Source organism: Fictibacillus sp. BK138, assembly GCF_004216955.1.
GTDB lineage: Bacteria > Bacillota > Bacilli > Bacillales > Fictibacillaceae > Fictibacillus.
In genome coordinates this window covers 1344319-1362003 of sequence record NZ_SGXL01000001.1, presented here as the reverse complement: position 1 = coordinate 1362003, position 17685 = coordinate 1344319, and the positions used below count along the sequence as shown (strand labels likewise).

At 37.6% G+C, this 17685-nt stretch carries 21 protein-coding genes; 8 read left to right on the top strand and 13 right to left on the bottom strand.

Annotated features, from left to right (window positions below):
- Positions 1 to 267 precede the first annotated feature (267 nt).
- The 9 genes from EV282_RS06635 to EV282_RS06595 form a co-directional block, all read right to left on the bottom strand.
- Positions 268 to 1632 (bottom strand): sigma-54 interaction domain-containing protein, encoded by a 1365-nt coding sequence (locus tag EV282_RS06635; protein WP_130294807.1) that lies wholly within the window; start codon positions 1630 to 1632, stop codon positions 268 to 270.
- 105 nt (positions 1633 to 1737) lie between these two features.
- On the bottom strand, positions 1738 to 2481 hold the full coding sequence (locus tag EV282_RS06630) for a class I SAM-dependent DNA methyltransferase (protein WP_130294806.1): 744 nt from the start codon (positions 2479 to 2481) through the stop codon (positions 1738 to 1740).
- Positions 2481 to 2849, bottom strand: a complete 369-nt coding sequence (gene rsfS / locus EV282_RS06625) for a ribosome silencing factor (protein ID WP_130294804.1) — start codon at positions 2847 to 2849, stop codon at positions 2481 to 2483. Before rsfS ends, EV282_RS06630 begins: the two co-directional genes overlap by 1 nt.
- A gap of 14 nt (positions 2850 to 2863) precedes the next feature.
- Positions 2864 to 3436, bottom strand: coding sequence for a bis(5'-nucleosyl)-tetraphosphatase (symmetrical) YqeK (gene yqeK, locus EV282_RS06620; protein ID WP_130294802.1), 573 nt, complete (start codon positions 3434 to 3436; stop codon positions 2864 to 2866).
- Entirely contained in the window at positions 3429 to 4007 is a 579-nt protein-coding gene (locus EV282_RS06615) for a nicotinate-nucleotide adenylyltransferase (RefSeq protein ID WP_130294800.1), read from the bottom strand. The genes yqeK and EV282_RS06615 overlap by 8 nt, the downstream gene beginning before the upstream one ends.
- Before the next feature lie 12 nt (positions 4008 to 4019).
- Entirely contained in the window at positions 4020 to 4310 is a 291-nt protein-coding gene (gene yhbY / locus EV282_RS06610) for a ribosome assembly RNA-binding protein YhbY (RefSeq protein ID WP_130294798.1), read from the bottom strand.
- A 2-nt stretch (positions 4311 to 4312) separates the two neighbouring features.
- Entirely contained in the window at positions 4313 to 5140 is an 828-nt protein-coding gene (aroE, locus tag EV282_RS06605; RefSeq protein WP_130294796.1) for a shikimate dehydrogenase, read from the bottom strand.
- Positions 5141 to 5155: 15 nt separating this feature from the next.
- Positions 5156 to 6259 (bottom strand): ribosome biogenesis GTPase YqeH, encoded by a 1104-nt coding sequence (gene yqeH / locus EV282_RS06600; RefSeq protein WP_130296919.1) that lies wholly within the window; start codon positions 6257 to 6259, stop codon positions 5156 to 5158.
- Positions 6256 to 6771, bottom strand: a complete 516-nt coding sequence (locus EV282_RS06595) for a YqeG family HAD IIIA-type phosphatase (protein WP_066291170.1) — start codon at positions 6769 to 6771, stop codon at positions 6256 to 6258. The genes yqeH and EV282_RS06595 overlap by 4 nt, the downstream gene beginning before the upstream one ends.
- 406 nt (positions 6772 to 7177) lie before the next feature.
- On the opposite strand from EV282_RS06595, the gene EV282_RS06590 reads away from it, so the two are divergent.
- Entirely contained in the window at positions 7178 to 7321 is a 144-nt protein-coding gene (locus tag EV282_RS06590; protein WP_130294794.1) for a sporulation histidine kinase inhibitor Sda, read from the top strand.
- Between the two features lie 19 nt (positions 7322 to 7340).
- Here the strand turns inward: EV282_RS06590 and EV282_RS06585 are convergent, their stop codons facing one another.
- Positions 7341 to 7757: a hypothetical protein gene (locus EV282_RS06585; RefSeq protein WP_130294792.1), complete on the bottom strand. Its 417-nt coding sequence runs from the start codon at positions 7755 to 7757 to the stop codon at positions 7341 to 7343.
- A 182-nt stretch (positions 7758 to 7939) separates the two neighbouring features.
- Here EV282_RS06585 and EV282_RS06580 point away from each other — a divergent pair, with 182 nt between their 5' ends.
- From EV282_RS06580 to pssA, 7 genes are all read left to right on the top strand, one after another.
- The gene (locus tag EV282_RS06580; protein ID WP_425590190.1) at positions 7940 to 10282 is read left to right on the top strand and encodes a Na+/H+ antiporter subunit A; all 2343 of its coding nucleotides are present in this window, start codon (positions 7940 to 7942) and stop codon (positions 10280 to 10282) included.
- Positions 10282 to 10620 (top strand): Na(+)/H(+) antiporter subunit C, encoded by a 339-nt coding sequence (locus EV282_RS06575; protein WP_066291178.1) that lies wholly within the window; start codon positions 10282 to 10284, stop codon positions 10618 to 10620. Before EV282_RS06580 ends, EV282_RS06575 begins: the two co-directional genes overlap by 1 nt.
- A complete protein-coding gene (locus EV282_RS06570; protein ID WP_130294790.1) occupies positions 10613 to 12088 on the top strand; it encodes a Na+/H+ antiporter subunit D in 1476 nt (491 codons plus the stop codon). Before EV282_RS06575 ends, EV282_RS06570 begins: the two co-directional genes overlap by 8 nt.
- Positions 12089 to 12092: 4 nt before the next feature.
- Positions 12093 to 12569 (top strand): Na+/H+ antiporter subunit E, encoded by a 477-nt coding sequence (locus tag EV282_RS06565; protein ID WP_130294788.1) that lies wholly within the window; start codon positions 12093 to 12095, stop codon positions 12567 to 12569.
- Positions 12566 to 12856 (top strand): Na(+)/H(+) antiporter subunit F1, encoded by a 291-nt coding sequence (locus EV282_RS06560; protein ID WP_066291186.1) that lies wholly within the window; start codon positions 12566 to 12568, stop codon positions 12854 to 12856. Before EV282_RS06565 ends, EV282_RS06560 begins: the two co-directional genes overlap by 4 nt.
- The gene (gene mnhG / locus EV282_RS06555) at positions 12828 to 13181 is read left to right on the top strand and encodes a monovalent cation/H(+) antiporter subunit G (RefSeq protein WP_347400182.1); all 354 of its coding nucleotides are present in this window, start codon (positions 12828 to 12830) and stop codon (positions 13179 to 13181) included. The genes EV282_RS06560 and mnhG overlap by 29 nt, the downstream gene beginning before the upstream one ends.
- 366 nt (positions 13182 to 13547) lie before the next feature.
- Positions 13548 to 14093: a CDP-diacylglycerol--serine O-phosphatidyltransferase gene (gene pssA, locus EV282_RS06550; protein WP_130294784.1), complete on the top strand. Its 546-nt coding sequence runs from the start codon at positions 13548 to 13550 to the stop codon at positions 14091 to 14093.
- A 326-nt stretch (positions 14094 to 14419) separates the two neighbouring features.
- On the opposite strand, the gene EV282_RS06545 is transcribed toward pssA, so the two are convergent.
- The 3 genes from EV282_RS06545 to sigK all read right to left on the bottom strand — a co-directional run bounded on the left by EV282_RS06545 (position 14420) and on the right by sigK (position 17563).
- A complete protein-coding gene (locus EV282_RS06545; protein WP_130294782.1) occupies positions 14420 to 16201 on the bottom strand; it encodes a M3 family oligoendopeptidase in 1782 nt (593 codons plus the stop codon).
- Between the two features lie 288 nt (positions 16202 to 16489).
- Entirely contained in the window at positions 16490 to 16771 is a 282-nt protein-coding gene (locus tag EV282_RS06540; protein WP_130294780.1) for an alpha/beta-type small acid-soluble spore protein, read from the bottom strand.
- A gap of 84 nt (positions 16772 to 16855) precedes the next feature.
- On the bottom strand, positions 16856 to 17563 hold the full coding sequence (gene sigK, locus EV282_RS06535) for an RNA polymerase sporulation sigma factor SigK (RefSeq protein ID WP_130294778.1): 708 nt from the start codon (positions 17561 to 17563) through the stop codon (positions 16856 to 16858).
- Between the last annotated feature and the right edge of the window lie 122 nt (positions 17564 to 17685).

Below are 17685 nucleotides of genomic sequence, written 5' to 3'. Positions count from 1 at the left end.
AAAGCGCTTACATTTTAAACAAGTAATCTCCTTTCTACTTATATACTCCCATTAGTTCTATTGCAAGTTCTGTGCCAATTATAAACCGGCAGTTTGAAGGGATTCGCCTCCTATTTTTTCCGGGAAATCGGAAAAAATAAATAGGAATATGATTCTTTACTATTTTTTTTAACTTTTTTTCCATACAAGGAGTCAAAAGTTAACAAAATGAACAATTCCGAAAAAACGGAATGGTTTTCCGGATTTTCGGAATAAAGAAATTTCGAATCATATTTTATATTTTTTTATTTTATCGTACAAATTTGTTTTTCCGATACCAAGAGCATTAGCTACTGCCTTAATGTCCCCGTCCATCTTTTTTAAATAAGATGAAATTACTTTTTTCTCTGTTTCATGAACATAATCTTTTAATGATTTTTTAGTTCCCTGAACTCCTAATTTATCTCGAAGAAAGTCTGGAAAAGCGTTAAGAGAAATTTGGTCACTTTGTGTAAGCTGAATGGCAGCCTCAACAAAATTTTTCAGCTCTCTCGTATTTCCTGGCCAAGTGTATTGAAGAAAAGCTTCTTTAACATCATCATCAATTTTTATAATCCTTTTCCCCGTTTCCTTGCAGATTGACTGAATGAAACTTTCGGCTAAGGGCCATATATCTTCTTTTCTCTCACGAAGCGGCGGAATTTGAATTTGTAAAACATTGATCCGGTAAAACAGATCTTCTCGAAATTTGTTATTATCTATAAGCTGCTCTAGGGGCCGGTTAGTTGCAGCGATTACCCTGACATTTACTTTTTGGGAGTTTAATGAACCAACAGGCTCTACCTCTTTTTCTTGTAGTACACGAAGAAGTTTAATTTGCATATTTTGAGGAAGATCCCCGATTTCATCTAAAAATAATGTGCCTCCGTCAGCCATCTGAAACTTTCCTGGTTTCCCGCCTCTTTTTGCCCCGGTAAATGCACCTTCAGAATAACCGAAAAGCTCAGATTCAAATAAGTGTTCTGGTACCGCCCCGCAATTTATTTTTATAAATGGCTTAGCGCTTCTTTCACTCAACTGATGGATGCTATGGGCCAACAATTCTTTTCCTGTGCCGCTTTCACCGCGGATTAAGACTGACAGATCACCACTTGCTATCGTTTTTACACGCTCTTTAATACTGTCAACCTCATTAGAAATCCCTATAAAATCATTGAGGGTATAAGTTGCTCCATTTATTTCATGCCATTCTTTTTTGTAAAAATCAAGTTCATGCAAAAGGGCTTTTATATGGGAATTCATTTTCTTCCATTGTTCTGTATCTCTGAAGATGACAGTACCTACTGCACCGATTACTTTTCCTTCATGAAATATAGGAACTCGGTTGGCAATCATGTAATTACCCCTGATGAACTGCAAATCAGCAATTTCAACTTTCCCTTGAAGCACCGCTTTATGCATCCTTGTATTCTCGATCACATTTGTTACATGCTTACCGATAACTTCTTCCGGATTTTCACCTAAAAACTCACAATAGGTCTTGTTCATGTATTGAACGATACCTTCATGATCTACAACAACAATCCATTCGTAAGCACTGTCAATAATCGTCTCTAAAATATTATGTTTTAATAATGGGTCATTATTCAACATGATCTTGTACCTCGTTCCTTGAAAACCTAAGTGCTTTTAGTTGTATATTATTGTACCGTACAATGAATATTTTCTCATATGGAAAAAGACAGCATATAGCTGTCTTTAAGATTTCTTAGCAATAAACAATATTCTCTCACTTTGTTCTAATGGTTTATGATTTTCAAAATCTGCTGTTATACTTAAAACTTCAAATTGACATTCATTAAGCCATTTAGAATAGTCTTCTGCTGAAAACGTTCTTTGAATGTGTAATTCATCGTATCGTTCATAATTATCATTATTAGTTAATATAAAAAAAGATAGATCGTGCTCGACACTGTTCTCGTATTCACCTTGATAACATTGCCAGATGTATGAGAGTGCTTCATCATTACTGCCGAAAGTACTGCCAATAAATATATCATTGATCTTATGTAAGGAATGAACATCAAAAATAAATAGACCATTTGGTTCTAAATGATTCCATGCTGAAAGAAAGGTTCGTTTTACGTCTTCTTCCGTTAAAATATAGTTAAGGGAATCGCATAAAATTGTCACGCAATCATATGCTCCCAATCCTTCTAGTTCCCTCATGTCCTGCTGAAAAAGTGAAAGTGCAACATTACCTTTATCCGCTTTTTCTTTTGCGACCATAAGCATATCAGAAGAGAGATCAACACCAGTCACTTCAAATCCTTCTTTGGCAAGCAATATTGGCATTGAACCGGTTCCGCAGCCTACATCTAATAACCGGATGGTATTCGGGTGATAAGCAAATACAGCACTTTTAATAAATGACAGCCATTTTGAATATGGTGCATCTGCCATTAATTCATCATAAAGATAAGCGAACTGCTGATAACTCATTACATGTTTTCTTGGGGTGCAAGAATAGCATCAACATCCACAGAATTTGCATCTCCCCATAATTTCTCTAGATTATAATAGCTGCGGTCATCGCGGTGAAAAACATGTACGACTACATTTCCAAGATCAATCAATACCCAGCGTGCATGGTCATACCCTTCCATCCTTCGCAGTTGAATATTGTTTTCTAGAGCTACATCTTTTAGTTCTTTTGATATTGCCTGTACTTGTTTTTCCGAATTACCATGGCAGATTACGAAATAATCCGCAACTAAAGAAATTCCTTCCATGTCTAAAACAGCAATGTTTTCCGCTCTTTTATCATCTGCTGTTTTAACAACTAATTCCATAAGATCTTTAACATTCATCAAATGCACTCCTCCTATTTTTTAACTTGAGTTTCGTCCATTAGCCCATTATAAGTTTCAAGGGTTAACGGATAGATTTTTTGGTTTTGCCTCATCAAAAAATTTATGGTGTTTTTTACCGCCATTAAACAGGCTGAATCTAGATTTTTTCCAGCTTCTTCTCTTACTTCTTCCACACCTGGAAATTGTCTGTTAGGTTCAATGTAATCGGCCAAAAAAATAACTTTTTCTAAGGTGTTCATATTACCTTTACCCGTTGTATGATAATAAATGGCACTTAAAACTTCTTCATCGTATATTCCGATTTCCTTTTTTACTAAGAAAGCACCTACTGGAGCATGTAGTACTTCACTTCCATAAAGCAAAAGATCTTGCGGAAGATTTTCTTTTTTTACGATCTCTCGCATCTCATCTTTAGAACGAAATTTTGCATAATCATGAAAGATCGCTGCGGTTTCGGTTTTTTTAAAATCTGCGCCATACAGCTGAGCTAGTTTCAAACTCGTTTCTAACACACCTAACGTGTGTACATACCGATGTTCAGTCAAGTGTTTCTTTACTGTTTCCAGCGCCAAATTTCTATCCATAAAGCTGGTGCTCCTTAATGTATTTCCAGACGTCATCTGAAACAAAATAACGAATATTGCTATTTTCTTTTGCTCTTAAACGAATAAATGTAGAAGAGATCCCGATATTAGGTATTTCTACAAGTTTTACGTTAAACCTTTCCCAATGTTCATCAACCGGAAAACCTTCACGGCCGACTCCTGCAAATCGGACAAGGTCCTTCAGCTGGTCGATTTGATGCCAGCTGCTTAGAGAGTGAACCATATCCCCGCCCATAATAAATGTAAAATCCGCACTTGGAAATTTCTCTATCAACAGTCGGATTGTATCAATAGTATATGATGGACCGCTTCTCTCAAACTCAAGTAAAGAAAGGGAGAATTGATTATTGTTTCCAATCGTTTTCTTAACCATCTCGATACGATGTTCATCTAAAACATCTTCAACTTTCTTCTTATGTGGAGGATTTGAAGCTGGCATCCACCACACTTCATCTAATTTCAGCTGTTTTAATGCTTCCTGGGCAATAATTAAATGACCGATGTGTGGCGGATTAAACGTTCCTCCAAAAAGCCCGATATGTTTATACAAGTTACTCACTCCTTAAGGGAGTTCAATACGTTTCTGATTAACGGATTCTTTATAAAGCACGATCGTGCTTCCAATAACCTGTACCAGTTCAGCTTTTGATCCAGTTGAAAGTTCTTCTGCGACCGTTTCTTTATCATCTTCACAGTTTTGAAGGACACTTACTTTAATTAATTCTCGAGCTTCGAGCGCTTCCTCAACTTGCTTAACTAAGTTCGAGTTCACTCCGCCTTTTCCTACTTGAAAGATAGGCTGAATATGATGTGCTTTTGATCGTAAAAATCTCTTTTGTTTTCCTGTTAACATAATTACCTCCTGAGTTGTTCAATGACTGCTTTTTTCATTTTATGCGTATCCGGAAAAGTACCTGTCCATTTTTCAAATGCCATAGCGCCTTGCATGACAAGCATTGAAACACCGTTATCTATTATGGCACCTTTATTTTCTGCCGTTTGCAGCCACTTCGTCTGAAGCGGATTATAGACAATATCAGATACAACCGCATTATTTTTTAATTGTGCTAATTGTATAGGCTCTGTATCGATGTTTGGGTACATGCCTGCATTCGTAGTATTAATCAAAACATCAAAGCGGGAAACCTCACTCTCCGCTTTCTTTAAGGATAATGATTCTATACAAGGATTGTTTAAATCTTTTACTAAAAGGTCTAACCTTTCTGCTGAACGATTTGCAATAGACAGCTTTTCAGGATTTTCTTTTAGCAGGGCATAAGCAATCGACCTCGCTGCTCCACCTGCTCCGATTATTAGAATATTCATCTGACTTATAGGACGGCTGATTTTTTCTTTGAGCCCCAATAAAAAGCCTGTTCCGTCAGTGTTATATCCAATTAGTTTTCCATTTTTATTTACAACGGTATTTACCGCTCCTATTTTTTCAGCTTCTGGGTCGATCTCATCTAAAAAAGGAATAACTGCGACTTTATGCGGAATGGTAACATTGAAGCCCGCGTAATCACTCTCTTTTAAATATTGTAAAAAAGAGGGTAGGTCACTTAAAGTCACCCTCTTTTTTTCATAGGAACCTTGTATTCCTGATTGTTGAAAAGCTTCGTTATGCATCACGGGTGATAACGAATGTTCTATAGGGTCTCCGATAACCAGTGCTTTTACCATCTAAAAAAATCCTCCTTAAATTAAGGATTTTCGAATCGTTACTGATACACCTTCTGGAGCATAGAAAGCAACCTTGGCCCCTGCTTCAGGGAATGTAACCCATCCTAATCCTGAAATAACCACATCGGTTTTGCTTTCCTTGATCATCCATTCGTAACGTTTCAGTTTTGGAAAATTAACTGTATCTTCTGGGGGAGCCAGCATTTCACCAAGATGCTTTTCATAAAGATCATCTGCTTTTTCGGTCTTCGTGCGATGGATGCTTAAATGGTTAGAAAAATGACAAACAAAGGATTGTTTACCACCCTTCAAATAATCCATCCTTGCAAGTCCTCCAAAGAATAAAGTCTGCATTTCATTTAACTGGAACACTATTGGTTTGATTTCCTTTTTGGGCATTATGATACCCAGTTCCTTTTTAGATACATAATGAGCCATCTGGTGATGATTAATGATTCCAGGGGTATCATACATGTGACTTTGTGCATCTAGGGGAATATCAATTAAGTCCAGAGTTGTACCAGGGAAGTGAGAGGTTGTGATAAAGTCGGAAGTTTCTTCTCCAAACTGCTTTATCAATCTGTTAATGAATGTAGATTTACCTGTGTTTGTACAGCCTACTACATAAACATCTCTACCCTGTCTGTAATGGTCAATGCTATCCGCTAATTCCTCGATTCCATATCCTTTTTCAGCAGAAATAAGCTGCACATCGATCGGCTTCAGTCCGAGCTCTTTGGCTTCCTTCTTCATCCAATGAATCACTTTGTTAGGGTTTACTGATTTAGGAAGGAGATCCAGCTTATTACCTACCAGTAAGATAGGATTCTTACCTGCGTAGCGGTGAAGTCCAGGCAGCCAGCTTCCATTAAAATCAAAAATGTCTACAATCTTTACAACAAGTGCATCTTCCTCTCCAATACTGGAGACAATTTTGCGATAATCGTCATCTGATAAACTCACATCGTGAATTTCATTATAGTGTTTTAAACGAAAACAGCGCTGGCAAATAGGCAGCTCTTTCGTTAATGCCGAAAGTGGTGCGTATCCAAGCGCTTCTTTATCCTCGGTTTGTATGGAAATACCGCAACCCACACACTTTACTTGTTCCAAACCTATTCCTCCCAATGGATCATGCCTTTTCGTTTCATCCAAGACAATATAATACGTTCAATTTTACGGTTAAACCTTGTCCAGAATCCGTCACTGCTCGCTACTGGAACAACAAGAATCGTATGTAATCCTATTCTGTTTCCACCAAGAACATCTGTCAGCAGCTGATCTCCTATGACAACAACCTCTTGATTTTTTAATTTCATATCTTTTAGCGCTCTTTTAAAAGCCTTAGTCATCGGTTTTCTTGCACTGTAGATAAATGGAATCCCTACAGGATCAGAAAAGCTTTTTACTCTATGCTGAGTATTATTTGAAACAATTGTTATCAAAATGCCTTTTTCTTTAATAGAAGTAAACCATTTAATCAATTCAGGAGTTGCCTCAGGTCGATCCCATTCCACAAGCGTATTATCTAAATCTGTGATAATCCCTTTCACTCCACGTTCTACTAACATTTCCGGTGTAATATCCAATATATTTTGAACATGCTGATCCGGCAAAAAATGTTTTAACATTCTAGCACCTCTTCACATTTCCTAATGAACGTTTCTATTTTACCAGTAATGTGAGGAAGAACAAACGGTTTTTCAACTTAATTAGACAAAAGAACTCCTTTTTCGCCCTCGCTAAAAAAGTTTTCGACAAATTGTTCCCCTGCTCTACAATGTGGATAAGCTTATTCACATTGTCCACCTAGTATTTAGTTACCTTTTCTAAAGATGTTAACATTTTACCCACAACTTATCCACCAAACACTGTGGATAAACGAACGATTGTTCTATTTTACAATACATGGTAAGCTTCAAATACATAAAACATTAACTTATCATTTTATGAATTCCATAGCATTTTAGAATACTTAAAATTGAAGATTAACCATGAAAACAGGAGGTGACCAAGCCGCTTAAAAACGGCTCTATTATGGAAAAACTCTCGGACGACCTGTTAATTGAATCTTACCTGAAAGCTAGAGAACTTAAACTTAGCAATGACTTTATTCTACTTATAAAAAAAGAAATTGATAGAAGATCACTGCATGTTAGGTTGCAGCAGATTCTAATGTAGGTTTAATGAAGAGCGTAATTTACGCTCTTTTTTTTGTTCTCAGCATTAATTCCGCTTTTCGATAATCATTTGGACTAAATGTTACCTCAACAGGTATCTTCCATTTTTCTTCCCAGTACTCTTTGTATTGTTTGCTTATTGCCTCTGCCTTTTTTCGATGATACGCTTTAATTTTTATCGCTACTAAATATTTGTTATCTTGCTTAATTACTATTGCATGTTTTACAAACGTGTCTTTTGTAATTTCATCTTTCATTTCTTCAGCAAGAGAGGAAGCAGTAAACACGCCTGTTTCAGAGAAACTTATATGTTTTCTGTAATACTCTCTCGGCTGAAAAACAGGGCTGTCTTTGTCTTTTTTGTAGACAGAATCATTAAAACATCCTGTTAATTGAAACAAAATGATTAGTAATCCGTATGTAATGAGACGTCTCATTTATAATCACCTCTCAAATAGGTTAGGTATTTTTTGGGAAGGATATTCAAGAGTTTAATTAAAACCGTATTTTGAGAGTGTTTTTTTCCAGTAAATGATTTGCTAAACCGGAAAGGTTTTGCTTACAATGTAATGGACAAATGACGATTATTTTTAGGTTTTAAGGAGGTTTACCGGTTTTTATGCTGCATTTTTACATACTGCTTCCTTTTTTAGCAGCTCTCCTAATAGGATTGTCTGCAAAAAAAGTGAACCGGATACATACTGGATGGCTAGTATTGCCTGTTCCAGCTGTTCTATTTATTATTTTTTGTTCTAAATTACCTGTTTTAGCGAAAGGAAAAATTGTACAAAGCACTGCGGATTGGATCCCGTCATTAGATATCCAGTTAAGCTTTTATTTGGACGGACTAAGCATGTTGTTCTCGCTATTAATCACCGGAATCGGTTCACTCGTTGTACTCTATTCCATCTTTTATTTATCGCGAAAAGAACAGCTCGTTCATTTTTATGTGTATTTGCTTTTATTCATGGGTTCAATGCTCGGGGTTGTATTGTCGGATAATGTATTTGTTTTATATACGTTTTGGGAATTTACGAGTATATCATCTTTCTTATTAATCGGTTTTTGGTTCTACCGTGAACGGTCAACATACGGTGCACAAAAATCCATGCTAGTAACAGTGTTTGGCGGATTATCGATGCTTGGTGCTCTTATTCTCCTTTCGATCACAGCAGAAACTAACAGCATTCGGATGATGATCGCTAACCGGTCAGACATTTTAGAAAGTGACCTTTTTATACCTATTCTACTATTACTTTTGCTTGGAGCATTTACTAAATCAGCACAATTCCCTTTCCACAGCTGGCTTCCTGATGCAATGGAAGCTCCAACACCTGTCAGTGCTTATTTGCATTCTGCGACAATGGTTAAAGCGGGGTTATATTTAGTAGCACGTTTCTCGTTAATCTTCAGTGGAACAGACGAGTTCTTTATTATCGTCTCAGGAATTGGGCTGATTACACTTTGCATAGGTTCATTTCTAGCTTCAAGACAAACCGATTTAAAGGGTATATTGGCGTACTCCACAATCAGTCAGCTGGGTATGATCATGGCGATGCTCGGTTTTGGAACCGGTGTGGCTATTCTTGCTGCGATCTTTCATATTTTTAATCATGCTACATTCAAAGGCAGTCTTTTTATGATTGCAGGTATTGTAGATCATGAAACAGGAACGAGAGATATAAGAAGACTAGGCGGATTATATACCTTTATGCCGATTTCAGCTACGCTTGCGTTTATCGGAGCATTTTCAATGGCTGGTGTACCCCTGCCGGTCTTCAATGGATTCTTAAGTAAAGAAATGTTCTTTGATTCTTCATTGAAATTGGAACAATCCGGTGGACTTGCCGGGACGTTTGCTGAATGGATCCCTATTTTCGCCGTTTTAGGGAGCATCTTTACCTTTGTTTATTCCATGTATTTGGTATTTGGAACATTCCTCGGTAAACAAAAAACAGATCAATTAGAGAAAAAGCCCCATGAAGCACCGATTGGTATGCTATTATCACCAATCATTCTAATTATCTTTGTTATCGCTGTGGGTCTGCTTCCAAATCTTATAAATGAGCCGTTACTTGCTCCAGCAGTTGCTGCAGTAACAGGAGATCTGCCACATACACACCTGGCTTTCTGGCATGGTCTGAACACACCGTTCTATATGTCGTTAATAGTGATAGGTGTTGGTGCTTTACTTGCCTATACGTTAAAGAGATGGCAGCCTGTCTATAATAAGATTCCAGGGAAATTTTCATCTGATCATTGGTATCAGACAATGGTTAATGGATTATTAAAATCTTCTAAATCTATTACTGAGTTTTATATGACAGGTTCATTGCGTCTGTATCTCTCTATCATTTTAGTATTTTTGGTTGTATCAACTTCAATCTTCATGTACTACACAGATGGTTTTACAATTTCGTTTGATGATCTGGCACCTGTTACATGGCCAGAAGTACTTGTAGGCTTCGTAATGGCCGTAGCTGCAATTGCAACCATATGGATGAATCAGCGCATTGCTGCAATAATTGTCATTGGAGTCGTAGGTTACGGTCTTTCCCTGTTATTTGTTTTCTTCAGAGCACCTGATCTCGCATTAACACAGCTTATCGTTGAAACAATAACTGTCGCCTTATTCTTATTATGTTTTGCACATTTGCCCAAACTTAAAAAATCAGATAAAAGTAAATCTGAAAAACTAATCGACCTAACGATTGCTGTTTCAACAGGAGCACTACTTACAATAGTAGCGATTGCTTCGCACAGCTCAAAGTCGTTCAAGAGCATCTCAAAGTATTTTGTTGATAATTCATATAAGCTTGGCGGCGGAGATAACATCGTTAACGTAATTCTAGTTGACTTCCGTGGCTTGGATACTCTGTTTGAAATAGCAGTTCTTGGACTAGCTGCGCTTGGCATTTTTGCCATGATAAAATACCGGGATAAAGGAGACATGAATCAATAATGGAAATTGTAATGTCTATACTTGCCGGAACTTTATTTGCAGCCGGCGTATATCTATTGCTTCAAAAACAACTTTTAAAAATTGTTCTGGGAACAGCGCTGCTTTCTCACGGCGCTCACCTCTTTATATTGACTATGGGGAAATTAAACCGCGGTGCTCCGCCAATTTTGGAAAAGGGAATCACCGAGTATACGGATCCTCTTCCTCAAGCGCTTATATTGACTTCAATCGTAATCAGTTTCGGTGTAACCAGCTTTTTGCTGGTGCTTGCGTACCGGACATACCAGAGCAATAAAACCGATATGATGGATCAGCTAAGGGGAACGGATGATGAGTAATTTAGTATTTTTGCCAATCTTTATTCCATTGTTCGTTGGTGCTCTTCTCGTTTTCTTTAATAAAAAGCATCAGCTGACAATGAAAATTTCATATTTAACTGTAATTCTAAATTTAGGAGTATCGATCTACTTAAGTTATTATGTGTTTAAAAATAATCCACTGATTCTTGAAACAGGAGGATGGAAAGCACCTTATGGAATTATCCTTGTAGCAGATAAGCTCTCAGTTATTATGATACTTTCCGTAAATGTTATTGCTCTAGCTGCAGTAATTTTTGCATCATCTTCTGTTACAAGCAAGATGGTGCAGCATTATTTTTATCCCCTTTTCTTTCTATTGATCGCTGGGGTGAGCGGTGCTTTCTTGACAGGTGACCTATTCAACCTGTTTGTATTTTTTGAAGTTCTATTGATGGCTTCATATGGACTGATCATTATTGGGGGATCCAAACAGCAATTTCGCGAATCAGTAAAATATATTTTGTTAAACTTATTTTCTTCTATCCTATTTGTAACTACAGTTGCTTTCCTCTATTCCGTAACAGGTACTGTCAACATGGCACAGCTAGGTGAACGTGTTGCAGAGGTTGAGCAGCAAGGGGTACTAACTGGAATCGCTATATTGTTATTTGTAGTATTTGCCACCAAAGGAGCTTTGTTTCCACTGTACTTTTGGCTGCCGAAGTCATATATCGTTCCATCTCCTGTTGTTTCAGCTTTATTTGGAGCGCTCCTGACTAAGGTTGGCGTATATTCAATGCTTAGAGTTTATACACTTATTTTCTCTCACAAACTTGAGCTGACGCATAGCTTCTTCATATGGGTCGCATCGATTACAATGCTGATCGGTGTAATAGGTGCTTTATCGACTTCAAATGTAAAGCTGATTATCGCCTACAATATTATGCCCGCGATTGGTTTCATGCTTCTTGGGATCGGTACTTTTTCTGCTGAATCCCTAGCTGGAACGATTTATTATCTTGTGCATGATATGGCAATCAAAGCTGCATTGTTTTTCCTTGCAGGTTTACTTGTATGGCATGCAGGAACTTCTAATCTGAATAAGATGGGCGGATATATTAAAACATCCCCCCTTTTGGGCTGGATGTTCTTCATCGCTGCCCTCGTACTTGCGGGAATCCCTCCATTTAGCGGCTTTATCGGAAAGTATCTTCTATTAAGAGGAGCTTTTGACGAAGAACATTATTTTGCAGCGGGAATCGGTCTTTTATCCAGTCTGTTAATCTTGTTTTCAGTAATCAGAATTTTCATCGGAGCATTCTGGGGTGAGGTTAAAGAAGAGCCTAAGGAAAAAGTCAGACGTTCCGGCCTTGCCGCTTCTGGTTTTTTAATCGCTATCTCAATTGTGCTTGGAGTTGGAGCTGAATGGTTCTATCCATATATCCAATCCGCAGCTGATAGCCTTATCGATCCTCAAATCTATATTGATTTTGTCTTAAAGGAGTAGTTCAATGACATTTCAACTTATCTTAAATTTGCTGATCGGCGTCATTTGGATGTTTTTATCTGAGAGCTACTCATTCGCAAGTTTTTTGGTAGGATTTGTGATTGGGGCGGCGCTGCTGTTTCTGCTTAATCGTTTCATACCTGATTCCTATTACTTTAAACACGTGAAAGCGATCGGGTATTTAATCTTTCTCTTTTTAAAAGAATTAATCTTAGCTAATTTAGAGGTATTAAAGTGGGTATACAAGCCACGACTTGATTTCCAGCCAGGTATTATTGCATTGCCGATCGACGTTAAAAAGAATTGGGAAATCACTTTGCTCGCTAACTTGATTACACTCACTCCAGGAACACTTTCTGTAGATGTTTCAAGAGACCAGCGATATATTTATATTCATGCTATAGACCTGCCTGACGTGAATCAAACGATTGTTGGAATTAAAGATACTTTCGAAAAAGCGATAAGGGAGGTAACACGATGACTGATTGGTTCTCTATGGTTGTCTATATATGTTTATTCGTGATAACCATCTCTATACTTCTACTTCTATACAGAGCTGTTGTCGGCCCTTCGAATCCTGACCGTGTTGTTGCACTTGATACAATTGGTATTAATCTAATTGCGATTACCGGGTTAATGGCGATTCTTTTGGATACGGTCCAATTAAACGATATTATACTGCTTATCGGAATATTGACTTTTATTGCAACTGTCGCTGTTGCAAAATTCTTGGAAAAGGGTGTTATTATTGATCAAGATCGTGATTAGTTTTTTCCTCATCATTGGCACCTTTTTTGTTATATCGGGAACCTTAGGTGTTTTACGATTTCCAGATGTTTATTCAAGACTCCACGCAGCAACTAAAAGTTCAACCTTAGGTGTCTCAGGTGTCCTAATCGGCTCTGCTATCTATGTCTATTCCAATATGAATGTATTCAGCGGGAAACTGATCTTAGGCATTCTCTTTGTTCTTCTGACAGCACCAGTTGCAGGACATATGATCTCTAGAGCTGCCTACCGGACAGGAGTACCGTTATCTGAAAAGACCGTTTATAATCACCTGGAAGAAAAGCACAACATCAAAGAATCATAAATATTGGCTTATTTCTAATATTGTTACTTATGGTGTTTTTTTCATTGCTAAGTTGATTGGAGTGCAAGAGACTTCTCGAAAAATGAAAATCACATTTTCTTCGTGCGATGTAATGCTGACGAAGCCTTCCTTGTCCTGCGGGTCGAGTGGTGCAGGTGAGTCTCCTAATGACACGTAGTTTCAAGGAGGCTCACCGCCCGCCCCGCAGAAAGCGAGCACCTGGAACGGAAATCAACTACTTTCAAAAACAACGAGCTTTTCTAATTGGAATATAATGAATAAAATAGTTATATACTTTTAAGCAACTAAACGTAGCAGGATATATATTTATATCCTGCTTTGTTGTTCTATTTGAGGAGTGATCGGATGTTTATGATTGAAAGAGAGCGCATTGATTCAACTGTTAAGAAAGTGAAGGGACAAACTGCAAACTTCTTAACTTTGATCAACTTATCACTTGGCGCCTTAGCCTTGTTATTTATGATGAATGGTGATTTAAAAATCGGATTTATCTTAATATTTTTAGCTGGTTTGTTTGATCGTTTTGACGGAATGGTTGCGAGGAAAATGAATATTGAGTCTGAGTTCGGTAAACAGCTGGATTCACTTTGTGATTTAATTTCATTTGGGATCGCACCTGCATTTTTGATTTATCAAGCTGAACTTCATCAGTTCGGCGTGCCTGGCATCATATTTACAATCATATTCATCGTGTGCGGAGCAATTCGTCTAGCACGATTTAACATTACAGAATTTACAGGATCGTTTGTGGGAGTACCGATTACGGTAGCTGGTTGTTTAATGGCTGCCGCTTATCTGGCAATTAACTTTTTACCGGGATTCTTCTATATGTTCCTGACGATCGGTTTAGCCATATTAATGATCAGTACCATATCCATTGAAAAAAGATAAAAATAAACCGCAGAAGTTAATCTGCGGTTTATTTTTTAGGCTTATTTCTAAAACATTGTAGCTATTGAAGGATTTTCTAAAGTTCTTCATTGAACAGTTAATTGGATCGGAAGGGCGAGACTCCTCGAAAATGGAAAGTCACATTTTCTTCGTGCGATGTAAAGCTGCCGAAGCCTTCCTTGTCCTGCAGGACGACCCGGGACAGGTGAGCCCACTCTATGTACGAAGTACGGAGTGGGCTCACCGCACGCCCTGCGGAAAGCGAGCCCGAAGAGCGGAAATTAATCACATTCAAAAACAACAAAGTTTACGAAAACAGGCTTTTATTATTTTTGAGTTAGTTCAAGGAATTCCTCTACATCTGCTGCTGCTAATTCAATTCCTTTTAACCAGAAATCTTGTTTCGTAATATCAATTCCTAAATGTTTTTGTGCTAATTCTTCTACTTCCATCTTGCCAGTGTCTTGTAAAAGTGCGATATATTTCTCTTCGAATGAAGGTCCTTCTTCTTTTGCTTTTGCGTAGATCCCAGCTGAGAACAAGTATCCAAATGTATATGGGAAGTTATAGAACGGTACATCTGTAATGTAGAAATGAAGTTTAGATGCCCAGAAATATGGATGGTACTCAGCTAGAGCCCCATTAAATGCTTCTTTTTGAGCTTCTTCCATCAACTCACACAGACGCTCAACAGATAATTGACCGTTCTTTCTTTCTTCATACATTCTAGTTTCAAACAAGAATCGTGCATGGATGTTCATGAAGAATGCTACAGAACGCTGTGCTTTATCTTCTAAAAGAGCAATCTTTTCTTCTTTTGTTTTTGCATTTGTAACTGCAGCATCTGCTACGATCATTTCAGCAAAAGTAGATGCCGTTTCAGCAACGTTCATCGCATAATTCGTTGCATAATAAGGTAATTCTTTTAGTACATCTGAATGGAATGCGTGGCCAAGCTCATGTGCTAATGTAGATACATTACTTGGTGTCCCAGAGAACGTCATGAAAATACGCGTTTCTTTCTTAGTCGGGAAACCTGTACAGAAACCTCCTGGTCTTTTTCCAGCACGGTCTTCTGCTTCAATCCATCCTTTCAGAAAAGCTTTCTCAGAGAAATCAGCCATCTTAGGAGCAAGAGAACGGAAATGTTCAACAATAAACTGCGCTGATTCATCATAGCTCATTTTGCTGTTTGCAGAAGAAAGCGGTGCATCTACGTCGTACCAGCTTAGTTTTTCTAAACCAAGTAATTCTGCTTTACGATCTAGATATTTCACAAAAATATCTTTTTGTGATGAAATAGCATCCCACATGGCCGTAAGTGTTTCTTCTTTCATACGGTTGATCGCAAGAGGTTCTTTCAGTGTTTCTTTCCATCCTCTATGTTTATAGATCTCATTTCTGAACCCTGCAATATGATTAAGTGATGCTGCACAAAATTCTCCTTCGTTATCCCATGCCTCAACGAACTTTTCAAATGTATCTTTTCGTATTTTACGATCAGGATTAGAAAATTTGTTTTCTGCTTGACCGACGGATAATTCTTCTTCTTTGCCGTCAATTTCGACTTTAATATTAATTCTTCCTACCACTAAATCGTAAAGCGTGGACCATGCATGGTATCCATCTACAGCAAGATCATTGATTAAAGATTCCTCGGAAATGCCCAATTTTTCTTTGGCTTGTGTTCTTCTCTCGTTAAGTGTGAATGCAATATCTTTAAACTCTGGCATACTGACTACGTCTTTCCATGTATCTTCGGAGATTTCCATCAACTGCTTATCAAGTGCTGATCCCACATTGGAAAACGCGGCATATACAGATTCTAATCGTCCACGCAGTCCCATCGCTTTTTTATCCTTAACATCTTGCGCGATCAAACAGCCAACAAATGCACCTGTAGTTGACAGTCTTTCGGAGAAACTTTGCATTTCTGAGATTAACTTTAAGAAGCTTTCGTTAGTAAAAGTAAATTCTTCCGATTTTTTTGCGAGGACTTTAACTTCCTCTTCCGCCCATTTTATTTCTGCAAGAAGCTCTTTTGAATCGCTGCCGCCAGGAAAAACAGAATCAAGTTCCCATGTTTGCCTTAAATCTTGTAATAACATATTCTTCCCCCTATTATGTACGTATTTACACTCTTTTCTTATTATAAAAAATATTCAAACAAAAATCGACTATGAAGTTTATTTTTTATCAATTTTATTTTTTTGCATAAAAAAACTCCCCTTTTTGGAGAGATTTTTTATTATTCTGCGATTGCCGCATAAATAAAATAGGCTAACATCACCACGAAAGATCCATATAAAACAGCTTCCTGCATATCAACGCCTCCTGTTTTTACCTATTCTATTCCCTGTTTATATGATTTAAACACAGTAATTCTTTTTTATTTGTTAACGAACTTCTTTATTTAGATTTGCTTTTGCTTGCTGGATAAGTTCTTTAACCATCCTGCCACCAATTTGCCCACCTACACGCCCTGCATCTTTTGAAGTAATCGTACCGTTATAACCTTTGCCAAGTTGTACCCCCATATCTTTAGCGACTTCATACTTCACATCATCTGGAGATTTTTCAGAAACGTTGTATCCTGCTTCTTTCATCACTTTTGCTTTTAATTTATCAAGTGCTTCACGTGCTTCTGGCACGACAGGCTGTCTTTTTCTTCTAGCCATTTAAAAAACTCCTTTTTTTCTTTAGTTTGCCCGAAGCAAAAAATAAAAAGGCTGTAAATGTTACCAGCCTCTTGTTTTGATCTATCACCGTTCTGATTGCTGACGGCTTCTATAGAATTCATGAAAAAGCTTCATCAGCGCTCTTTTTTCAATCCGCGAAACATAGCTTCTTGATATACCAAGTTGCTTGGCGATTTCTCTTTGTGTTTTTTCTTTTTGCAGATCCAAGCCAAAACGTCCAACGATTACTTCTTTTTCACGGTCATCCAACACATGAATATAATCATAAATTTTCTTTTTCTGCATTTTTAGCTGAATGGCGTCCACAACATCTTCAGTCTCAGCTTTTAAAACATCAATAAGCGTAATCTCATTTCCTTCTTTGTCCGTTCCAATCGGGTCGTGCAGGGATACGTCTTTTTTGGTTTTCTTTAACGCACGGAGGTGCATTAATATTTCATTCTCAATGCAACGGGCTGCATAAGTCGCCAGCTTCGTTCCTTTTCCTCTTGAATAGCTCTCGATGGCTTTAATCAATCCGATGGTACCAATGGAAATAAGGTCTTCCGTATCCTCCCCTGTATTTTCAAATTTTTTTACAATATGCGCGACAAGTCTAAGATTGTGCTCGATCAGCAATCCTCTAGCTGTTTCATCACCGTTCGCCATATCTTTTAAGTACTGCTTTTCTTCATTCTCAGACAGTGGCTGGGGAAAAGCATTGTTTTTAACATATGACACAAAGAGCATGACTTCTTTAAAAAAATAGGCCAACACACCTACTAATGACATAACAGCACCTCCAAGACAATTCTTACTCCTTTATCTTTATGCGAAGCTGGGCTTGGGTGTGTCTGTACATCTAAAATGGAACCTTTTTATTTCATTGACGTAATAGAAATAAATGGTTTTCA